A 20,976-nucleotide genomic window follows, 5' to 3' on the forward strand; every position below is an offset into this window, starting at 1 on the left:
TTAATTTTTATGAAAAGTGATAACGTAAAAAAAGGCATGCAGCAGGCACCACACCGTTCGCTGTTTAATGCACTTGGCTTTACAAAAGAAGAGATGGATAAGCCATTAGTTGGTATTGTAAGTTCATATAATGAGATTGTTCCGGGACATATGAATCTTGATAAGATTGTTAATGCTGTTAAGCTTGGCGTTGCTGAAGCCGGCGGTGTTCCTGTTGTATTTCCAGCAATCGCAGTATGTGACGGTATTGCAATGGGACATGTAGGAATGAAATATTCTCTTGTTACAAGAGACCTTATTGCAGATTCTACAGAATGTATGGCTACAGCACATCAGTTTGATGCACTTGTTATGGTACCTAACTGCGACAAGAATGTACCTGGACTTCTTATGGCAGCAGCAAGAATTAATGTTCCTACTGTATTTGTCAGTGGCGGTCCAATGCTTGCCGGACATGTAGGTGGCAGAAAGAGAAGTCTTTCGTCAATGTTTGAGGCAGTAGGCTCTTATGCTGCAGGTACAATGACAGAAGAACAGGTAAGAGAATACGAAGAAAAAGTATGTCCTACATGTGGCTCATGTTCAGGCATGTATACAGCAAATTCTATGAACTGCCTTACAGAGGCTCTCGGTATGGGACTTCGCGGCAATGGTACAATACCGGCTGTATATTCTGACAGAATCAGACTTGCAAAACATGCAGGTATGGCAGTTATGGATATGCTTAAAAAAGATATCCGTCCAAGAGATATTATGACAAAAGATGCAATTCTTAATGCTCTTACAGTTGATATGGCACTTGGATGCTCTACAAACAGTATGCTTCATCTTCCAGCTATTGCACATGAAGTGGGCTTTGATTTTGACATTAAGTTCGCAAATGAAATAAGTGAAAAGACACCTAACCTCTGTCACCTTGCACCAGCTGGTCCTACATATATGGAAGACTTAAATGAAGCAGGTGGCGTATATGCAGTTATGAAAGAACTTGCAGATATTGGACTGTTACATACAGACTGCATGACTGTAACAGGTAAGACTGTCGGTGAGAATATTGCAAATGCAGTAAATCTTAATCCGGAAGTTATCCGTACAGTTGATAATCCATACAGTAAGACAGGCGGTCTTGCTGTTCTTTCTGGAAATCTTGCTCCTGACGGAAGTGTTGTTAAGCGTTCCGCAGTAGTAGAAGAGATGATGGTACATGAAGGCCCTGCAAGAGTATTTGACAGCGAAGAAGATGCAATTGCAGCTATTAAGGGTGGAAAGATTGTAGCAGGTGATGTTGTTGTAATCAGATATGAAGGCCCTAAGGGTGGTCCTGGTATGAGAGAAATGCTTAATCCTACATCAGCGATTGCCGGTATGGGGCTTGGTTCAAGCGTTGCTCTTATCACAGACGGAAGATTTTCAGGTGCAAGCCGCGGAGCTTCTATCGGACATGTATCTCCGGAAGCAGCAGTCGGTGGTCCTATTGCACTTGTTGAAGAGGGCGATGTAATAAGCATTAATATTCCGGAAATGAAGCTTGAACTCAAGGTCTCAGATGAGGAGCTTGCAGCAAGAAAAGCTAAATGGCAGCCAAGAGAACCTAAAGTCACAACAGGTTATCTCAGAAGATATGCTTCTATGGTTACATCAGGTAACAGAGGTGCAATTTTACAGACTCCTGATAAATAAAGCGGGTAATATTTTATTGAAAGGATGAACGGCCAAATGAAGTTAAATGGTTCAGAAATAATTGTTGAATGTTTAAAAGAACAGGGTGTAGATACAGTATTCGGTTATCCGGGAGGTGCTATTTTAAATGTATATGATGCACTTTATAAACACTCTGATGAGATTACACATATACTTACATCACATGAGCAGGGTGCTGCACATGCAGCAGACGGATATGCAAGAGCTACAGGCAAAGTAGGTGTATGCTTTGCAACATCAGGTCCCGGTGCAACCAACCTTGTAACAGGTATAGCGACATCTTATATGGATTCAACTCCTGTTGTTGCAATTACATGTAATGTAACGGTTCCTCTTCTTGGAAAAGACAGTTTTCAGGAGGTAGATATCCAGGGTGTTACAATGCCTATTACAAAACATAATTTTATTGTAAAAGATGTAAGCACACTTGCAGATACAATCCGCAAGGCATTCAGAATAGCACAGGAGGGAAGACCGGGTCCCGTACTTATTGATGTAACAAAAGATGCAACTGCAGCGGAGTGTGATTATGTAAAGGAGACACCAAAGCCAATTGAAAGAAAGACAGAGTCAATTCGTGAAGAGGATATTGACACAGTCACAGAGATGATTGCACAGGCAAAGAAACCATTTGTATTTGTCGGAGGAGGTGTTGTACTTTCAGGTGCTTCGGAAGAACTTGCACGCTTTGTACATAAAATAGATGCTCCTGTAGCTGATTCACTTATGGGAAAAGGTGCATTTGATAATTCGGATCCACTCTATACAGGTATGCTTGGCATGCATGGTACAAAGACATCTAACTATGGTGTTTCAGAATGTGACCTCCTTATTGCAATTGGTGCAAGATTTTCGGACAGAGTCACAGGTAATGCATCTAAGTTTGCAAGCAATGCAAAAATTATTCATTTCGATGTTGATGCAGCTGAGATTAATAAAAATATTAAAACAGATGCATGTGTAATAGGAGATGCACTTGAAGTCTTAAAACGTGTTAATTCGAAGATCGGACAGCTTGAGCATCATGAATGGATTGAGCATATCAAAGAACTTAAAGAAAAGTATCCTATGCGTTACAGAAAAGATTGTCTTAATGGACCTTATATTATGGAGACAATCAATGAGATTACAGATAGTAATGCTATTATTGCAACAGATGTAGGACAGCACCAGATGTGGGCTGCACAGCATTATACATACAAACATCCAAGAACACTTATAACATCAGGTGGTCTTGGAACTATGGGATTCGGTCTTGGTGCTGCTATAGGTGCAAAAGTTGGCCGTAAGGATAAAGTTGTAATTAATATTGCAGGTGATGGCTGCTTCAGAATGAATATGAATGAAATAGCAACAGCGACACGTTACAATATTCCTGTTATTGAGATTATATTTAATAATCATGTACTTGGAATGGTTCGTCAGTGGCAGGATTTATTCTATGGAAAGCGTTATTCTTCGACGGTTCTTGATGATACGGTTGATTTTGTGAAAGTTTCTGAAGGCCTTGGTGCGAAAGGTTACAGAGTTTCATCAATTGAAGAATTTAAAGCGGCACTCAAAGAAGCTATAGAATTAAATATACCGTGTGTAATTGACTGTCTTATTGACAGGGAAGACAAGGTATTTCCAATGGTTTCACCTGGAGCTGCAATCTCTGAAGCTTTTGATAGACAGGATTTGGAAAATAAAAACAAAAATAACTAAAGAATATTACGTATATAGAAGAGATTACTAAATAAAAGAACAAAAGAATATTAATAGAGAATGAATTGTTGACATACAATAAAGATTGTCATAAAATGTCTATTAATTATTAAATTAAAAGCTTAGTTGAGACATATTTTATAATAGTGATTTCAACAGGCTGAATAATAGGAGGAAGAAATTGGCAAGAGTTTATAATTTTAGCGCAGGTCCGGCAGTATTACCGGAAGAGGTATTGAAGGAAGCAGCAGCAGAGATGCTTGATTACAAGGGAAGCGGCCAGTCAGTTATGGAGATGAGCCATCGTTCCAAAGTATACGACAATATCATTAAAGAAGCTGAAGCTGATTTAAGAGATTTGTTGAATATTCCGGATAATTACAAGGTATTATTCCTTCAGGGCGGTGCGTCGCAGTTCTTTGCAGAGGTTCCTATGAATCTTATGAAGAATAAGAAAGCAGCATATATTATAACAGGACAGTGGGCTAAGAAAGCATACCAGGAAGCTAAGATTTATGGTGATGCAATTGCCGTTGCTTCTTCAGAAGACAAAACATATTCATATATCCCGGATTGTTCAGATCTTGACATTCCAGAAGATGCAGATTATGTATATATTTGCGAAAATAATACAATTTATGGTACTAAATATAAGAAACTTCCTAATACAAAGGGACATATTCTTGTATCTGATGTTTCATCTTGTTTCTTATCAGAACCTATGGATGTTACAAAGTATGGCGTTGTATATGGCGGCGTTCAGAAAAATATCGGACCAGCAGGTGTTGTTATCGCAATTATAAGAGAGGATTTAATTACAGATGATGTTCTTCCTGGAACTCCTACAATGCTTAAATGGAAGACACAGGCAGATGCTGATTCACTTTATAATACACCTCCATGCTATAATATTTATATCTGTGGCAAGGTATTTAAGTGGATTAAGAAGATGGGTGGACTTTCAGCTATGAAAGAACACAATGAGAAGAAAGCAAAGATTCTTTATGATTTCCTTGATGAGAGCAAGCTTTTCAATGGAACAGTTGTAAAAGAAGATCGTTCACTTATGAATGTTCCTTTTGTAACAGGAGATAAAGAACTTGATGCTAAGTTTGTTGAAGAAGCAACAAAGGCAGGTTTTGTAAATCTTAAAGGACACAGAACTGTTGGCGGTATGAGAGCTTCTATCTACAATGCTATGCCAATTGAAGGTGTAGAGAAACTTGTTGAGTTCATGAAGAAGTTTGAAAAGGAGAATACAAAATAATGGTAAACGTTAATTGCTTAAATAATATTGCGTCAGTTGGTCTTGATTTGTTTTCAGATGATTATAATACAGAAAGCAGTTTTGAAGATGCACAGGCAGTACTTGTAAGAAGTGCTAAAATGCATGATATGGAACTTGGTGATAATCTTCTTGCAATTGCAAGAGCCGGTGCAGGTGTTAATAATATCCCTCTTGATAAATGTGCTGAGTCGGGTATTGTTGTATTTAATACACCGGGTGCTAATGCCAATGCTGTTAAAGAGCAGGTACTTGCAGCAATGCTTCTTGCATCAAGAGATTTAATCGGCGGTAACGAATGGGTTAAAGCAAATAAGGATGATGCTGATATTGCAAAGGCTACAGAGAAAGCCAAGAAGGCATTTGCAGGTCAGGAAATCAAAGGTAAAAAGCTTGGTGTAATCGGACTTGGTGCTATTGGACAGCTTGTTGCCAATGCAGCAATTGCACTTGGTATGGAAGTATACGGATATGATCCATATCTTTCAGTAAATGCAGCATGGAATCTTTCAAGTGAAGTTAAACATATTGTCAATGTTGAAGATATATATAAAGAATGTAATTACATTACAGTTCATGTTCCGGCACTTGACAGTACAAAGGGAATGATTAATAAAGAAGCATTCGATATGATGCAGGACGGAACTATTATTATCAACTGTGCAAGAGATGTACTTGTTGATGAGAAAGCAATCGGTGAAGCATTAAAGTCTGGCAGAGTTAAGAAGTATGTAACAGATTTTCCTAACCCTGTTACAGCTGGAATGGAAGGTGCAATTGTTCTTCCTCATCTTGGTGCTTCAACAGCAGAAGCAGAAGATAATTGTGCAATTATGGCTGTAAAAGAGCTTCGTAACTACATTGAGAATGGTAATATAGTTAATTCTGTAAACTATCCTGCATGTGACATGGGTGTATGCACATCAGCCGGCAGAGTAGCTGTATGCCATAAGAATGTACCTGCTATAATCAGCAAGATTACATCTGTTATGGGTGATGAAAGTATTAACATTGAAGAGATGGCTAATAAGTCAAGAGGTGACTATGCATATTCAATGCTTGATATAAGTGAGTCTGCATCTGAGACAGTAGTTGACAAACTTGCATCTATTGAAGGTGTTATTAAGGTAAGAGTTATAAAGTAATATTTTGCAATTGTTTATTGTAATTAAAAAACGGATGTTTGAAAATTAAAATATTTCTTTCATCCGTTTTTCTTTATTTATAGCGTATTTTGTTGTAAAATATATTTATGTATTTTCTTATGAATAACAAGGAGGAGTTATATATGGGAGCAATAGAGCAAAAAATACAGGATAAATCTCAAAAGCTTAATGCGAAGCATGAACAGATACAGGAAACTGCAAAGAAAGGTTTAGATAAGATTGTAGATAAGATTAAGTCACAGTCTGAGATGGCGAGATGTAACAAAGTCGGAATAGTATGCCATACTATAGTTTCAGCTGCTATAGGTGTTGCATATTTAGCTGAATTTGCAAAAGGAAGCAGGACATTATTATATGTATTGTTTACTATTGTAATAGGAATTGCTTCACCTGTAGCGGAGTGGATTGTATATAAAAAAGATAAGAATTCAACGCATATAAAGCATCTTATAGGATATGGCTTTGCAATATTTTATATTTTCATAATGTTTACCACAAATAATAAACTTGCATTTACATATGTAATTCCAATGCTTATAGCAATCACAGTATATAATGATTATAAATATTCAATTCCTATTAATACAGGTGTTATAATTATTAACATTGCACAGGTTGTAGTATTTCTTGCAAACGGAACATATACAATGAGCGATACTGCATCAATTGAGATACAGGTGCTTGTTATTATATTGATTTCACTTTACTGTATGTATACATCAAAAACACTTGAAATTAATAGCTTAGTAAAATTAAAACAGATTGAGAAACAGAGCCGCGAAACAGAAAGAATACTTAATAATACAATGGAAGTTTCAGGTAAAATGGCTGCTGATATTGAAAATGTAAACAGCAAGATTTTATCACTTGGTGAAGCTATTAATGCGACAAGGGAAGCTATGGCAGAAGTAAATACAGGTTCAACAGATACAGCGGATGCTGTACAGAAACAGCTTGAAATGACTGAAAATATCCAGAATAAAGTTGAAGATGTAAAGAATGGTTCACAAGAAATCACAAATAGCATAAATGATACCAAAAAAGCAGTAGATGCAGGCAATAAGAATGTGGCAATGCTTGTTAATAAAGTTAATGAGTCAGTTGAATCGGGCAATGCTGTAACCAAGCAGCTTTCGCTTCTTAATGACGATATGGCAAAGATGAATTCAATTGTTGATATTATTACTGAGATTACATCACAGACAAGCCTTCTGGCACTTAATGCAAGTATCGAGGCAGCTCGTGCCGGGGAAGCAGGAAGAGGCTTTGCAGTTGTTGCTTCCGAAATTTCAAAAATGGCAGATGAGACACAGAATGCAACTGTAAAAATTACAGACATGATTACAAATATTTCAGATGTAATTAAGAATGTTGTAGATGTTACGGGTCAGATGGTTGAGATGATAAAGGAAGAGGATGCTGCTACAAAAGAAACAGCAGCAAGCTTTTCAATAATTGAAAATAATACAGGAAAAATTCTTATTAATGCCGAATCACTTACAAATATTGTAAATGGACTCAGTGAAGCTAATAAGAAGATTGTTGACAGCGTTTCAACTGTTTCGGCTATCACAGAAGAAGTTGCGGCCCATGCAAGTGATACATTTGCAGTAAGCGAGCAAAACAATGCAACAATAAATGAAATCATATCTATATCTAATGAATTGAAGGTATTGACTGATAAACTTAATGCCTGATTTTTAAAGAAAAATAATTATAAGCAGGAAAAGGAGAAAAGTAATGGCATTAATTAAACCGTTTGAATGTGTAAGACCTAATGAAAAAGATGCAGAAAGAGTAGCAGCACTTCCTTATGATGTATACAACAGACAGGAAGCTGTTTGTGAGGTTAAAAGAGAGCCGTTGTCTTTCCTTAAAATCGACAGAGCAGAGACACAGTTTGATGATTCTACAGATACATATGCTCCTGAAGTTTATGCAAAAGCAAAAGAATTATTTGAAGAAGCTCTGGCTGATAAAACATTTATAACAGATACAGATAAGACATATTATATATATGCACTTACAATGGACAAAAGAACACAGACCGGTATAGTTGCATGTGCATCTATTGATGATTATCTTAATAATGTAATAAAGAAACATGAAAATACAAGAGCTGATAAAGAAGTTGACAGAATAACACATGTTGATACATTAAGTGCCCAGACAGGACCTATTTTCCTGGCGTACAGAGCTGACAGTGTAATAAATGATGCTGTAAAAAAGACTAAGGAGAATAAAGCATTATATGATTTTATATCTCCTGACGGAATACGCCATCAGGTCTGGAAAATGACAGATATAACACTTGTTGAAAATGTTAGAAAGGCATTTGAAGGAATTGATTCTGTTTACATTGCTGACGGACATCACAGAGCAGCTTCTGCAGTAAAAGTAGGATTGAAGAGAAGACAGGAAAATCCGGGATATACAGGTAATGAAGAATTTAATTATTTTCTGTCCGTGCTTTTTCCTGATGAAGAATTGATGATTCTTCCATATAACAGGGTTGTTAAAGATCTGAATGGATATACACAGGAAGAATTTTTAAATAAGATTAAAGAAAAATTTGATATAGCTGAGAGTGATAAGCAGGTATCACCTGATAAAAAAGGAACATTTGGTATGTATCTTGGTGAAAAATGGTACAAGCTTACAGCACATAAAGATATTATGTCAGACGATCCGGTTGATGGACTTGATGTTGCGGTTTTGCAGGACAATCTGCTTGCACCTGTACTTGGAATAGGTGATCCAAAGACAGATAAGAGAATTGATTTTGTCGGTGGAATAAGAGGACTTTCAGAACTTGAGAAAAGATGCAGGGAGGATTGTGTAGTTGCATTTTCTATGTATGCAACATCTATAGCAGAACTTTTTGCCGTTGCTGATGCAGGAAAGTTAATGCCGCCAAAGTCAACATGGTTTGAACCAAAATTAAGAAGTGGATTGTTTATTCACAGGATATAATGAAAGGTGTGCTGTTTTATGATACACGAAAATATTAAAATAGATATTGATTATGAAAAACTTGGTATAAAGCACAAAGGTGCGGACGCTGTTTTTACAACCTATATAAAAGAAATGTATCCGGAGTATCAGAATGTATTTGAAAGGCCGCTTGTTATAATATGTCCGGGCGGTGGATATGAGCATCATTCACCGCGTGAGGGTGAAGCTGTCGCATTAAAAATGCTTGATTTTGGCTATAACGCAGTGGTTTTAAGATACAGCCTTATGCCGGATGAATTCCCATGTGCATTATATGAAGCAGCATATACAATTAATTATGTGAGAAATCATGCAAAAGAATGGGATATAAATCCGGATAAAATTATTATTGCAGGTTTTTCGGCAGGCGGACATGTTGCAGCAAGTCTTGCGACAATGTATGATCAGCCGGAACTTGCAGATTTTATTCAGAATGTACTTCATGTAAGTCCAAAAGAAGTAAGACCGGACGGACTGTTGTTAGGATATCCTGTTATAACATCAGGACCTAAGGCACACAGAAAGTCTTTTGAGAGACTTCTGGGAGACAGATATGATGAACTTGTGAAGTCTGTTTCGCTGGAGGAACGTGTCAGCAGTAATACGCCAAAGACGTTTCTGTGGCATACTTTTTCAGATGGAAACGTACCTGTGGACAATTCACTTCTTTTTGCAGAATCTTTAAAAAAAGCAGAAGTTCCGTTTGAACTTCATATATTCCCTAATGGAAATCATGGACTTGGACTTGGAACGAAAGAGACTGATACAAAGGACGGAAAACATTTTGAGCCGGAAGTATATGTCTGGACAGAACTTTTTAAAACATGGGTTGAAAAAAATATCTGATGGGGTTAAATATGGGGAATAGATTATATGATTTAATGGATTGGCCTTCAATTGAAGGCGTTGTATATTCTGAATGCGATGAGCCGATGGAACTGCTTGGTGGACGTATATGTAAAGATGGATTTCTTATACAGACATTTGCACCTGATGCAGTGGAGATGAATGTAAGAGTTGATGGAAGAAAGAAGCTTTATCCAATGGAAAAAATGGATGAGGCAGGTTTTTTTGCCGTATTGCTTCCAGGTAGAAAAAAAGTTTCATATACATTTGTCAAAGAAGATGTATATGGTAAAAAAACAGAATATAAAGATATATATTCATATGGCAGGCATGAATGTATGCAGGCGTTGCTTAAAATTTCCCAAAATGGCAAGAGTGAATATAATATTAATAAATTTATGACAGGCAATGCACAGGATGCATACAAATACATGGGAAGTCATGAAGCAGTTGTCGATGGAATCAGTGGAATGATTTTTGGAATATGGGCACCTGATGCCAGAAGAGTCAGTGTTATCGGGGCTTTCAACAAGTGGGACGGACGAGTGTTCCAGATGGAAAAGGATTATGATACAGGGGTATTTTTCCTGTTTATACCAGATATGAAGCCCAAAACACCATACTGTTATGAAATAAAGTTAAAAGACGGACAGGTTGTAAAAAAGGCAGACCCATATGCACAGTCCGCTTCTAATGACGTTATTTATGCATCACTGGCAGGAGTTAATCCTGAAGAGAAAAATTTCAAGTGGACTGATGCAGGCTGGAAACAGGAAGATACGAAACATAAACCGCTTAGTATATGTGAGATTGACATTCTTGATTTAAAAGATGATACAATTGAAGACAGAATTGAAGCACTGGGATTTAACTGTGTTGAGATAATGAATGTCTGTGCTGTAAGAAATGGATCATCGGCTGAGACAATAAATTTTTATGCTGTAAATTGTGAGGTTGGAGGCCTTAGGTTAAAGGCATTTATTGATAAGATGCATAAGAAAAATATCAGTGTTATCATAGACTGGAATGGTGCATTTATGAGTCAGGGTGAATATAGTCTTGTATATTTTGACGGAACGCACCTTTATGATACAGGAAAAGCCAATCTTGACAATCATCCGGAATTAAATGTTGCTTCATTTGACTATTCAAAACCACAGGTGAGAAGTTTTCTGATGTCTAATATAAGATACTGGATTGAAGAGTATCATGTTGATGGATTGAAGTTTTCTGAGACTGCGTCTATGCTTTATCTTGATTATGGCAGAAAACCGGGAGAATGGATTCCGAATATTTATGGTGGAAAAGAAAATATTAATGCGGTTGAATTTATTCAGAATGTAAGAAAAATGGTTGATTCACTGCAAAAAAATACAATTCTTGCAGCCGAGGAATCAAGCGGATGGCAATTTGTTACAGGTGATATTGCAGACGGAGGTCTGGGCTTTGATTATAAGTGGAATGATGGCTGGAAAAAAGAGCTTGTGCCATTTATAGAGATGGATCCACTATTTAGAAAAGGAATATATGGCAGACTTACATACAGTATGTTATATCAGTACAGTGATGATTTTATTATAGGATTTTCAAGAAACGGATATGGCTGGGAAAAAGGAATTTTAAAAGATATAGTTCCGGATAATGGTGAAGATGTGCTTAATCATGTAAAAACAGCACTTGGTTACATGTATTTCCATCCGGGGAAAAAGCTTATTAATATAAAAGAATGCAGCGGAGTCGAGAAATTTGTGGCACAGATGAATAATTTATACCGCAATACAAAAGCTCTTTATGAATGTGATGATAATCCGTCAGGTTTTGAATGGGCTGATGATATATCCGCAGAAGAGACGGTTATTGCTGTGTTAAGGCGTGATGAATCGGGACAATCTGTTATCGGAGCTGTTAATTTTACGCCTGTTGAAAGGAAAGAATTCTGCATAGGCGTTGATGAAGCTGGAAAATATACAGATGTTTTGAATGATTCAGTTGTTTATGAGTCGTCTGAACACAATTGGAATTCAAAAGATGAGTCAGTATTTGTTGATTTAAAACCTCTTGGTATTTCACTTTATACTTATGAGCCATATACAGAAATAGAAAAAGAGCGTATTAAGATAGAAAAAGAAACAAAAGAAGCACTTATGCTTGCAAAAAAAGAAGCCGATGAAGCGAAGGCTGTAAAAGATGCTGCGATAGAGCGTGCAAAGCAGGCAAAAGAGGCTGAAATAATTGCACTTGCAGCGGCGAAAGAAGCCGAAAAAGCAGAAAAAGAAGCTGCAAAAAAAGCAGAAGAAGCAAGGATAGCATGCATTAAAATAGATGAAAATGCTAAAAAGAAGCTTGCAGAACTAAAAAAAATGGAAGAAAAACAGGGTGAATAAATGATTAATTTTAATTGTTTTGCATTAAGTGCTGTTGATGATTCGGTAGCAGAGACTACTCAAAAAGCACAGGCATTCTTTTCAAGAGACAATCTTACTGAGCTGTTTAACGAAGCTGTGAAATGGACTGCCGATAAGATTTTCCAGATAATTCTTTCGTTGATTTTGTGGAAAGTCGGCAAACATGTAATGAAATGGCTGCTTAAAATATGTTCAAAGGCACTTGAGAGAGCAGGATTTGAGAATGGTGTGATAAAATTTATCAATTCTGTTTTAAGATTCGTCTGCTATGCTGTTATGGTTATGATGGTACTTGATATTCTGGGCTTCCAGACAGCTTCACTTATAGCTGTGTTCGGTTCGGCGGCACTTGCACTGAGTATGTCTCTTCAGGGAAGTCTTGCAAACTTTGCCGGAGGAATTCTTATTATGATATTTCATCCGTTCAGGGTTGGAGATTACATAGTTTCAGGTGGCTGCGAGGGTACAGTGGTATCAATAGATATGCTGTATACAAAATTAAAGACAATTGATAACAGAGTTGTGATGATGCCAAATGGTGCATTATCAAATTCCAACATAGTAAATGTCGGTGTAGAAGGAATCAGGCGGCTTGATATGCAGATTGGCATAGGATATGGAAGTGATGTTACAAAAGCAAAGAAACTTCTTAGAGAGATTCTTGAAAATTATCCTTCGATAGACAAAGAAAAAGAGATTAATGTAATAGTTAAATCGCTTGATGCAAGCTGTGTTACAATAGAGACACGTGCATGGGTCAGCCAGGACGCTTATTGGGACACAAGGTTTATATTGTTTGAAAGATTCAAACAGGTATTTGATGAAAACGGAATAGAAATTCCATTTAATCAGCTGGATGTTACTCTTAAACAGTAATATCTTGGATAGTAATATAACTAAATAAAAGACAGATCACATGACCGGTATCAGTATAAAAATTGCTGATGCCGGTTCATTTTTTTCATATTCTTTACTTACTTTTTACATAATTTGGACACAAAACCTTTTTACAATTTAATACATAAAAGAAATCCAAACGAAAGGAGAGGAGAATATGGCGATTGAAGTCTTTAACAGATACGAAAAAAAATATATGCTTGATAAAGAACAATATGAGGCGGTAATAAATAAAATGAGCAGCCATATGGAGGTGGATGCTTATAACAAAGATAATAAATTTTATATGATAAGCAATATTTATTATGATACTCCGGATGACAGGCTTATACGTGCTTCGATTGAAAAACCGGCATATAAAGAAAAAATGCGTGTGAGAAGCTATGGGGTTCCTGGAATTGATGACAATGTTTTTGTTGAAATAAAGAAAAAATACAATGGAATTGTCAATAAAAGAAGAACAGGGATTAAGCTTGGTGATGCATATGATTATCTTGATGGGAAAATTACTGCCGGAATGCTTGAGAAAAAGAATGAGAGAATCAACAGACAGGTTTTAGGAGAGATTGATTACTTTAAACATTTTTATAATTTGCAGCCTAAACTGTATCTTTCATATGAAAGAATGGCATATTTTGAAAAAAATGACGGTAGTTTCAGGGTTACATTTGATACTGATATTACAACAAGAAGGCATGATGTAAGGCTGGAACTTGGAAGCTATGGTAAAAAGATTATTCCTGAAAATATGTTCCTGATGGAAATAAAAATTAACAAAGCAGTTCCGATATGGTTCACAAAGATATTGTCGGAATATGATATTTATCCTGTTTCATTTTCAAAATATGGAACGGAATACAAGCAGTATATTATGGAAAATTTAAAAAGAAAGGATGAATTTGTATGTTTGAATCAATTTTTACAGCAACAACAGACAATACAATCAGTATTGGCACATCAATGTTAGGAATAGGAACAGCAGTATTGCTGGGACTGATAATTGGTATTGCATATATGTTTATGTGCAGGAAAGAAAGATATAACAGGGATTTTATAATAGGACTTGTTATTCTTCCGGCAATAGTGGCAGCAGTTATCCTTCTGATAGGAAGCAATGTTGCAAGAGCATTTTCAATGGCAGGAGCATTTGCTCTTGTAAGATTCAGGAGTGTGCCGGGAAGTGCGAAAGATATAGCAATAGTTTTCTTTGCTATGGCATCCGGGCTTGCGTGTGGGCTTGGATATGTTACATTTGCATGTGTATTTGTTGTGATAATGGTAGTTATTCTAATTCTGCTTACAGTATTTAATTTTGCCCAGCCGCATACAGATATAAAGCAGCTGAGGATTACAATTCCTGAATCGCTTAATTACAGCGATGTATTTGATGATGTTATGAATAAATTTACTGAAAAAGCGGAACTTAGGAAAGTCAAGACAACAAATATGGGAACTATGTTTGAACTTTCATATAATGTTGTGGTTAAAGATAGGGTTAATGAAAAAGAATTTATTGATAATCTGAGAATGAGAAATGGAAATCTGAATATAAGTCTTTCTGTAGCAGAAAATGACAATAATAATCTTAATTAAATTCTGTGGCGTGGTGTGTGAGAAATACAGCACGCTTTTTAATATGGAAGGGAAAAGTCCCAGCACAAACATGAGGTTTATAAAAAATTTATCTATAAAATACTTGTCTTATATCAAAAATTAGTATATTATAGATACATATACGAAAGGGACGTGAGGAATATGATAGATAATAATACACAATTTTTTAAAGCACAACCAGAAAAAACAATATCAGTAGAAGGAATCCTGGAGCAGGTTTATCTTGCTTTAAAGGAAAAAGGATATAATCCTGTTAATCAGATTGTGGGATATATTATGTCAGGCGATCCAACATATATTACAAGCCATAATAATGCGAGAAGCCTTATTATGAAAGTTGAGAGAGACGAGCTTGTTGAAGAAGTAATAAGGTATTTTATTGCCGGAAAAGGTCTGTAGAATGAGAATTATCGGATTAGATTATGGAACAAAGACTGTTGGAGTTGCAGTGAGTGATGCACTCGGACTTACAGCACAGGGCGTTGAGACTATTACACGTAAGGAAGAGAATAAGTTAAGACAGACACTGGCAAGAATTGAAGCAATTATAGAAGAGTATGAAGTTACAAAGATAGTCGTCGGTCTTCCGAAGAATATGAATAATACACTTGGAGAAAGAGCAGAGGCCTGTAAGGATTTTGCAGATAAACTTGAAAGAAGAACAGGTATTCCTGTAGTTATGTGGGATGAGAGATTAAGTACCGTTTCGGCAGAACATGTTCTTATTGAAAGTGGTGTCAGAAGAGAGAACAGAAAAGCTGTAATAGATAAAATAGCTGCATGTGTTATTTTGCAGAGCTATCTTGATTATATTGCCAATAATAATGCAGGGGAACAGTAATAGCAGATTCAGACAGGGATTGTTAATAATAAGAAGAGGGATTTTAAATGGAAAAGATTAATTTTGTGACAGATGATAATGAAGAAGTGGAATTCTATATCATTGAAGAGACAAGAGTCAATGGATATAATTATATTTTAGTTACAGATTCACAGGATGAGGATGACGAGGAAGCAGAGGCATACATTTTAAAAGATGTTTCTGACAGTGCTGATCCTGAGGCAGCATATGAATTTGTGGAAGATGATGAAGAACTTGAGGGAGTGAGCAAAATATTTGCTGAGCTTCTTGAAGATATAGATATTGAATAAAACAGCGTGTTAACAGCATGCTGTTAATTAATATGTGAAGAAATTTAGTTTTAGCTGCATATCCGAAATATGCAGTATGGAGGTTATGGAATGAAAAAAGTTAATATTGGTTCTGTCAAGATTATTCCGCTTGGTGGTCTTGAACAGATTGGAATGAATATTACTGCCATCCAGTATGATGACAGTATTATTGTTGTGGACTGCGGTCTGTCATTTCCGGAAGAAGAGATGTTAGGTATTGACCTTGTTATACCTGATGTGACATTTCTAAAGCAGAATCTTGACAAAGTTAAAGGTTTTGTTATTACTCACGGACATGAAGACCATATTGGTGCTATACCATATGTCCTCAAAGATGTTAATGTGCCTATTTATGCAACAAAGCTTACTATGGGACTTATTGAGTCAAAACTCAAAGAACACAGTATGTTAAGAAGCGTTAAAAGAAAAGTTGTCAAGTATGGACAGTCAATAACACTTGGTGATTTCAGGGTTGAATTTATCCGTACAAACCACAGTATTGCAGATGCTGCTGCACTTGCTATATTTTCACCGGCAGGAACAATTATTCATACAGGCGACTTTAAAGTTGATTATACTCCTGTTTACGGAGATCCTATTGATTTACAAAGGCTTGGTGAACTCGGAAAGAAGGGTGTGCTTGCACTTATGTGTGACAGTACCAATGCTCTACGTCCGGGATTTACAATGTCTGAACGCACTGTAGGAGCAACATTTGATAAGATTTTTAATGATAATAAAAACAGCCGTCTTATAATTGCAACATTTGCGTCAAATGTAGACAGAGTGCAGCAGATTATCAATTCAGCTGTTGCATATGGAAGAAAAGTATGTGTTGAAGGCCGAAGCATGGTTAATATAATTGAGGTTGCTGAAAATCTTGATTATTTAAAGATTCCGGAAGGAACACTTATTGATACTGAGGAAATGAAAAATTATCCGCCTGAGCAGATTGTGCTTATTACAACAGGAAGTCAGGGAGAATCTATGGCGGCTCTTTCAAGAATGGCGGCTTCACTTCACAGGAAAGTATCTATCCAGCCGGGTGACTGTGTTGTATTTTCTTCAACACCGATTCCGGGAAATGAAAAATCAGTTGCAAAAGTAATTAATGAACTTGGAATGAAAGGGGCTAAGGTTATTTTCCAGGATACACATGTTTCTGGTCATGCCTGTCAGGAAGAAATCAAGCTTATTTATTCACTTGTAAAACCCAAATATGCAATTCCTGTTCATGGCGAGTACAGACATCTTTGTGCACAAAGAGATGTAGTTATGGCTCTTGGTTATGATAAAGACCATGTATTTATTGCAAAATCAGGTGATGTTATTGAATTGAGTGACGACCACGGTGAAATTGTGGGACAGGTTCCAACAGGAGCAATTCTTGTCGATGGACTTGGAGTTGGTGATGTAGGTAATATTGTTTTAAGAGACAGACAGAATCTTGCAGAAAATGGTATTATTATAGTTGTGCTTACACTTGAAAAATATACAGGAAATCTCGTTGCAGGTCCTGATATTGTAACTCGTGGATTTGTATATGTCAGGGAGGCAGAAGAACTTCTTGATGAGGCAAAAGCTGTTGTTGAAGATTCAGTTCAGGGATGCCTTGATAAACATATATCTGACTGGAGTAAGATTAAAAATATAATTAAGGATGACCTTAGTGAGTACCTTTGGAAGAAGATGAAGAGAAATCCAGTTATTCTTCCAATTATAATGGAAGCACAGATGTAATTGTTTGTTGATTATAGGAGAGGTTTATGAGCAGGGTAGAGGAACTTACAAAGGAGCTGACAGAGGCAATAACAGACTCATGTGAGTATAAAAGGTTCAAAGAATTTGAATCTGAAGTTATGAAAAGACCTGATTTAAAAAGGGCATTGGATGATTTCAGAAGAGAAAATTTCAGAATGCAATATTCTGAAGATACAGGTGATGTCCTGTCAGCAACACAGGAATTAGAGGGACATTTTGCAGATATAAGAAAACAGCCGGAGGTTGAAGGGTATCTTGCTGCTGAGATGGAATTGTGCAGAATGGTTCAGGAAATCTGTATGTCAGTTGTTGAAGCAGTTGACTTTAATATGGATTTCCTGCAATAATAAGGCAGAATAAAAATGTATAGACCATGCAGGATTGGAGAATCAGATGAAAAATAAAAGTGTCAGGGTAATACTCAGTATGTTATTGAACATATGTATTGTGACAGTCGGTGTTTTTATAATTTATGCCGCCGGAAGCAGAGCATATACATTCGGACATAATATTTTTGATGAAGAAGCAATTGATACTACAGAAAATGCGAGACAAGTAGAGATTACTATTTCAGATAATATATCGGCGAAGCAGCTTTCATCTATGTTATACCAAAAAGGACTTTGCAAGGATAAAACAATAATGTATTTTCAGATAATGCTGTCTGATTATAATAAGAAATTTGTAGGCGGAACATATACATTGAATTCAGGAATGAAGCCATCTGATATGTTTAAAGTAATGTGCACGGACAAAGGAGAGGACAATTGAGTTATGATAGTTGAACCACGTGTTGTAGCTTATATTAATTCATTGGATTCCGGTAATTCCAATATTTGTAATCTGATTGAAAAAGAAGCATTAAATGATAATGTTCCTATTATAAGAAAAGAGATGGGTAATCTGTTAAAAGTGCTGATTGCATTAAAACAGCCGGAACGAATTCTGGAGGTTGGCACTGCTGTAGGTTACTCATCTATTCTTATGAGTGAAAATATGCCGGAAAACTGCCATATTACAACAATTGAAAATTATGACAAAAGAATACCGGTAGCGAAAAATAACTTTATCCGTGCGGGTGTTATTGACAAAATAACACTTATTGAGGGTGATGCAGCGGATGTTTTAAAAACACTTGATGGACCATATGATTTTATATTTATGGATGCAGCTAAAGGACAGTATATTAATTATTTTCCTGATATTATGAGAATATTAAAAAAGGGCGGACTTCTTATATCGGATAATGTCCTTCAGGAAGGCGAGATAGTACAGTCAAAGTATGGTGTTACAAGAAGAAACAGGACGATACATGAGAGGATGAGAGAGTATGTATATATGCTTACTCATTCAGATGAGGTTGTAACATCAGTAGTACCTATCGGAGATGGAATTACGCTCAGTGTAAAAAAATAAAAAGAAATGGAGATTAATATGGGCGAACATATTTATAAAGGAAGAAAACTTGAACTTCTTATACCTGCAAGCAGTCTTGAAGTATTAAAGATTGCTGTAATATATGGTGCTGATGCCGTATATATCGGTGGAGAGGCATTTGGACTTCGTGCAAAAGCAAAAAATTTCACTCTTGAAGAGATGAAAGAGGGAATTGAATTTGCACATGCACATGATTGTAAGGTATATGTTACAGCAAATATTCTTGCACATAATTATGATTTGGATGGAGCAAGACAGTATTTTAAAGAATTAAAACAGATAGGACCTGATGCACTTATTATTTCTGACCCGGGAATGTTTACAATTGCAAAAGAAGAACTGCCTGACATAGATATACATATAAGCACACAGGCTAATAATACTAATTATATGACGTATCAGTTCTGGTGGAAGCAGGGGGCAAAGAGAGTTGTTTCAGCTAGAGAATTGTCTCTTAATGAGATAAAACAGATTCGTGAACATATTCCTGATGAGATGGAAATAGAGACATTTATGCATGGTGCGATGTGTATTTCATATTCGGGAAGATGTCTGCTGAGCAGCTTTATGGCAGGAAGAGATGCCAACAGAGGTGCATGTACACATCCGTGCCGTTGGAAATATTCTATTGTTGAAGAATCAAGACCGGGTGAATATATGCCTGTATATGAAAATGAGCGTGGAACATATATATTTAATTCAAAAGATTTATGCATGATTGAACATATTCCTGAGATGCTTAATGCAGGAATAGACAGTTTTAAAATCGAAGGCAGAATGAAAACAGCATTATATGTTGCTACAGTCGCTAGAACATACAGACTTGCAATTGATGAGTTTATACAGGATGAGAATCTTTATAAAAAGAGAATTCCATTTTATAAGTCAGAGATTTCAAAATGCACATACAGACAGTATACAACCGGATTTTTCTTCGGTAAACCGGATGAAAATACACAGATATATGATACAAATACATATATTAAGGAATATACATATCTTGGCATTGTCGGCGAACAGAATGCACAAGGACTTTATCATATAGAACAGCGTAATAAATTCAGTGTAGGCGAGACAATTGAAGTTATGAGACCAAATGGCGATAATATTTTGGTTACAGTAAAACGAATTACTGATGAGCGTGGTGTGGATATGGAAAGTGCACCTCATCCTAAGCAGCAGCTTTATATCGATTTGGGCGTAAAACTTGAACAGTATGATGTTTTGAGAAGAAAAGAAGATTAGGAAAAGCAATAAAAGGCACTCCGGCACATAAAATATATAAATGTGTGTCTGGGGTGCCTTTCTTTGAAAAGTTTTGAAAAGCCATTATCAGCAGAAGAAGAAAAGGAAATTCTTGAGCGTTTGTATAACGGAGATAATAAGGCAAGAGATATTCTTGTTGAAAAGAATATGCGTCTGGTTGCCCATATGACTAAAAAATACAGCACGCCGGACAGAGATGTAAGAGATCTGATATCTGTCGGCACAGTTGGACTTATTAAGGCAATTAATTCATTTAAACCTGATAAGGGAATCAGATTTGCAACATATGCTGCAAAGTGCATAGATAATGAACTGCTTATGATGCTCAGGTCTGAGAAGAAAAAATCACGAGAAGTTTCTATATATGAGCCAATCGGAACAGATAAAGAAGGAAATGAAATAAGCATTATAGAAATTGTCAGCGATGAAGAAAAAGACATAGTTGAAGACTGTATATTTGATGAGAGAATTGCATGTCTTTATAAGAAAATGGGGAGAGTGCTTAATAAGCGGGAGATGACTGTTATTTCAGAAAGATATGGATTGTTTGGAAATGATGAAAAAACACAGTGTGAGCTTGCGAAAGAATTGGGGATAAGCCGGAGTTATGTAAGCAGAATAGAGAAAAAAGCACTTGAAAAATTAAAAAAACTTCTTGAGGATAATCATTTATGAGTTTATATTAAAGTATAGCTTAAAGGACGCTATGAAATCAGGAGGTGCG

General features: G+C 36.3%; 20 protein-coding genes. All 20 read left to right on the top strand.

Going from position 1 to position 20,976, the window contains the following annotated elements; translation table 11 throughout:
- Nucleotides 1-9 precede the first annotated feature (9 nt).
- The gene (gene ilvD, locus WMO38_RS10085) at nucleotides 10-1,680 is read left to right on the top strand and encodes a dihydroxy-acid dehydratase (RefSeq protein ID WP_349162531.1); all 1,671 of its coding nucleotides are present in this window, start codon (nucleotides 10-12) and stop codon (nucleotides 1,678-1,680) included.
- Between the two features lie 36 nt (nucleotides 1,681-1,716).
- On the top strand, nucleotides 1,717-3,408 hold the full coding sequence (gene ilvB / locus WMO38_RS10090; protein ID WP_349162533.1) for a biosynthetic-type acetolactate synthase large subunit: 1,692 nt from the start codon (nucleotides 1,717-1,719) through the stop codon (nucleotides 3,406-3,408).
- A gap of 181 nt (nucleotides 3,409-3,589) precedes the next feature.
- Nucleotides 3,590-4,675 carry a 3-phosphoserine/phosphohydroxythreonine transaminase gene (gene serC / locus WMO38_RS10095; protein ID WP_349162535.1) on the top strand — a complete coding sequence of 362 codons (1,086 nt, stop codon included), beginning with the start codon at nucleotides 3,590-3,592 and terminating at the stop codon, nucleotides 4,673-4,675.
- Entirely contained in the window at nucleotides 4,675-5,838 is a 1,164-nt protein-coding gene (locus tag WMO38_RS10100; RefSeq protein ID WP_349162537.1) for a phosphoglycerate dehydrogenase, read from the top strand. The genes serC and WMO38_RS10100 overlap by 1 nt, the downstream gene beginning before the upstream one ends.
- A 143-nt stretch (nucleotides 5,839-5,981) precedes the next feature.
- A complete protein-coding gene (locus tag WMO38_RS10105; protein WP_349162539.1) occupies nucleotides 5,982-7,556 on the top strand; it encodes a methyl-accepting chemotaxis protein in 1,575 nt (524 codons plus the stop codon).
- Between the two features lie 43 nt (nucleotides 7,557-7,599).
- Nucleotides 7,600-8,832, top strand: a complete 1,233-nt coding sequence (locus WMO38_RS10110; RefSeq protein WP_349162540.1) for a DUF1015 domain-containing protein — start codon at nucleotides 7,600-7,602, stop codon at nucleotides 8,830-8,832.
- Between the two features lie 18 nt (nucleotides 8,833-8,850).
- Nucleotides 8,851-9,699, top strand: a complete 849-nt coding sequence (locus WMO38_RS10115; RefSeq protein WP_349162542.1) for an alpha/beta hydrolase — start codon at nucleotides 8,851-8,853, stop codon at nucleotides 9,697-9,699.
- Between the two features lie 11 nt (nucleotides 9,700-9,710).
- A complete protein-coding gene (locus tag WMO38_RS10120) occupies nucleotides 9,711-12,083 on the top strand; it encodes a GlgB N-terminal domain-containing protein (RefSeq protein WP_349162543.1) in 2,373 nt (790 codons plus the stop codon).
- On the top strand, nucleotides 12,084-12,980 hold the full coding sequence (locus WMO38_RS10125; protein WP_186837015.1) for a mechanosensitive ion channel family protein: 897 nt from the start codon (nucleotides 12,084-12,086) through the stop codon (nucleotides 12,978-12,980). It abuts the gene before it with no gap.
- Nucleotides 12,981-13,158: 178 nt separating this feature from the next.
- Nucleotides 13,159-13,968 (top strand): polyphosphate polymerase domain-containing protein, encoded by an 810-nt coding sequence (locus WMO38_RS10130; protein WP_349162544.1) that lies wholly within the window; start codon nucleotides 13,159-13,161, stop codon nucleotides 13,966-13,968.
- Nucleotides 13,905-14,594: a DUF4956 domain-containing protein gene (locus WMO38_RS10135; protein ID WP_349162545.1), complete on the top strand. Its 690-nt coding sequence runs from the start codon at nucleotides 13,905-13,907 to the stop codon at nucleotides 14,592-14,594. The genes WMO38_RS10130 and WMO38_RS10135 overlap by 64 nt, the downstream gene beginning before the upstream one ends.
- Nucleotides 14,595-14,756: 162 nt before the next feature.
- The gene (locus WMO38_RS10140) at nucleotides 14,757-15,014 is read left to right on the top strand and encodes an IreB family regulatory phosphoprotein (protein ID WP_021866083.1); all 258 of its coding nucleotides are present in this window, start codon (nucleotides 14,757-14,759) and stop codon (nucleotides 15,012-15,014) included.
- A 1-nt stretch (nucleotide 15,015) separates the two neighbouring features.
- Nucleotides 15,016-15,456 (top strand): Holliday junction resolvase RuvX, encoded by a 441-nt coding sequence (gene ruvX / locus WMO38_RS10145; protein ID WP_021866082.1) that lies wholly within the window; start codon nucleotides 15,016-15,018, stop codon nucleotides 15,454-15,456.
- A 47-nt stretch (nucleotides 15,457-15,503) separates the two neighbouring features.
- Nucleotides 15,504-15,767, top strand: coding sequence for a DUF1292 domain-containing protein (locus tag WMO38_RS10150; RefSeq protein WP_021866081.1), 264 nt, complete (start codon nucleotides 15,504-15,506; stop codon nucleotides 15,765-15,767).
- A 90-nt stretch (nucleotides 15,768-15,857) separates the two neighbouring features.
- Nucleotides 15,858-17,528 carry a ribonuclease J gene (locus WMO38_RS10155; RefSeq protein WP_021866080.1) on the top strand — a complete coding sequence of 557 codons (1,671 nt, stop codon included), beginning with the start codon at nucleotides 15,858-15,860 and terminating at the stop codon, nucleotides 17,526-17,528.
- A 26-nt stretch (nucleotides 17,529-17,554) separates the two neighbouring features.
- Nucleotides 17,555-17,896: a YlbF/YmcA family competence regulator gene (locus WMO38_RS10160; RefSeq protein WP_349162547.1), complete on the top strand. Its 342-nt coding sequence runs from the start codon at nucleotides 17,555-17,557 to the stop codon at nucleotides 17,894-17,896.
- 46 nt (nucleotides 17,897-17,942) lie between these two features.
- Nucleotides 17,943-18,320 carry a hypothetical protein gene (locus tag WMO38_RS10165; RefSeq protein WP_021866078.1) on the top strand — a complete coding sequence of 126 codons (378 nt, stop codon included), beginning with the start codon at nucleotides 17,943-17,945 and terminating at the stop codon, nucleotides 18,318-18,320.
- 3 nt (nucleotides 18,321-18,323) lie between these two features.
- Nucleotides 18,324-18,965 (top strand): O-methyltransferase, encoded by a 642-nt coding sequence (locus WMO38_RS10170; RefSeq protein WP_349162548.1) that lies wholly within the window; start codon nucleotides 18,324-18,326, stop codon nucleotides 18,963-18,965.
- An 18-nt stretch (nucleotides 18,966-18,983) separates the two neighbouring features.
- Nucleotides 18,984-20,231 (top strand): peptidase U32 family protein, encoded by a 1,248-nt coding sequence (locus tag WMO38_RS10175; RefSeq protein ID WP_021866076.1) that lies wholly within the window; start codon nucleotides 18,984-18,986, stop codon nucleotides 20,229-20,231.
- Between the two features lie 63 nt (nucleotides 20,232-20,294).
- Complete coding sequence (sigK, locus tag WMO38_RS10180) at nucleotides 20,295-20,927, top strand: RNA polymerase sporulation sigma factor SigK (RefSeq protein ID WP_243204326.1); 633 nt, start codon at nucleotides 20,295-20,297, stop codon at nucleotides 20,925-20,927.
- Nucleotides 20,928-20,976 lie beyond the last annotated feature (49 nt).

This window comes from Lachnospira hominis (ex Hitch et al. 2025) (genome assembly GCF_040096395.1).
Lineage (GTDB): Bacteria > Bacillota > Clostridia > Lachnospirales > Lachnospiraceae > Lachnospira > Lachnospira hominis.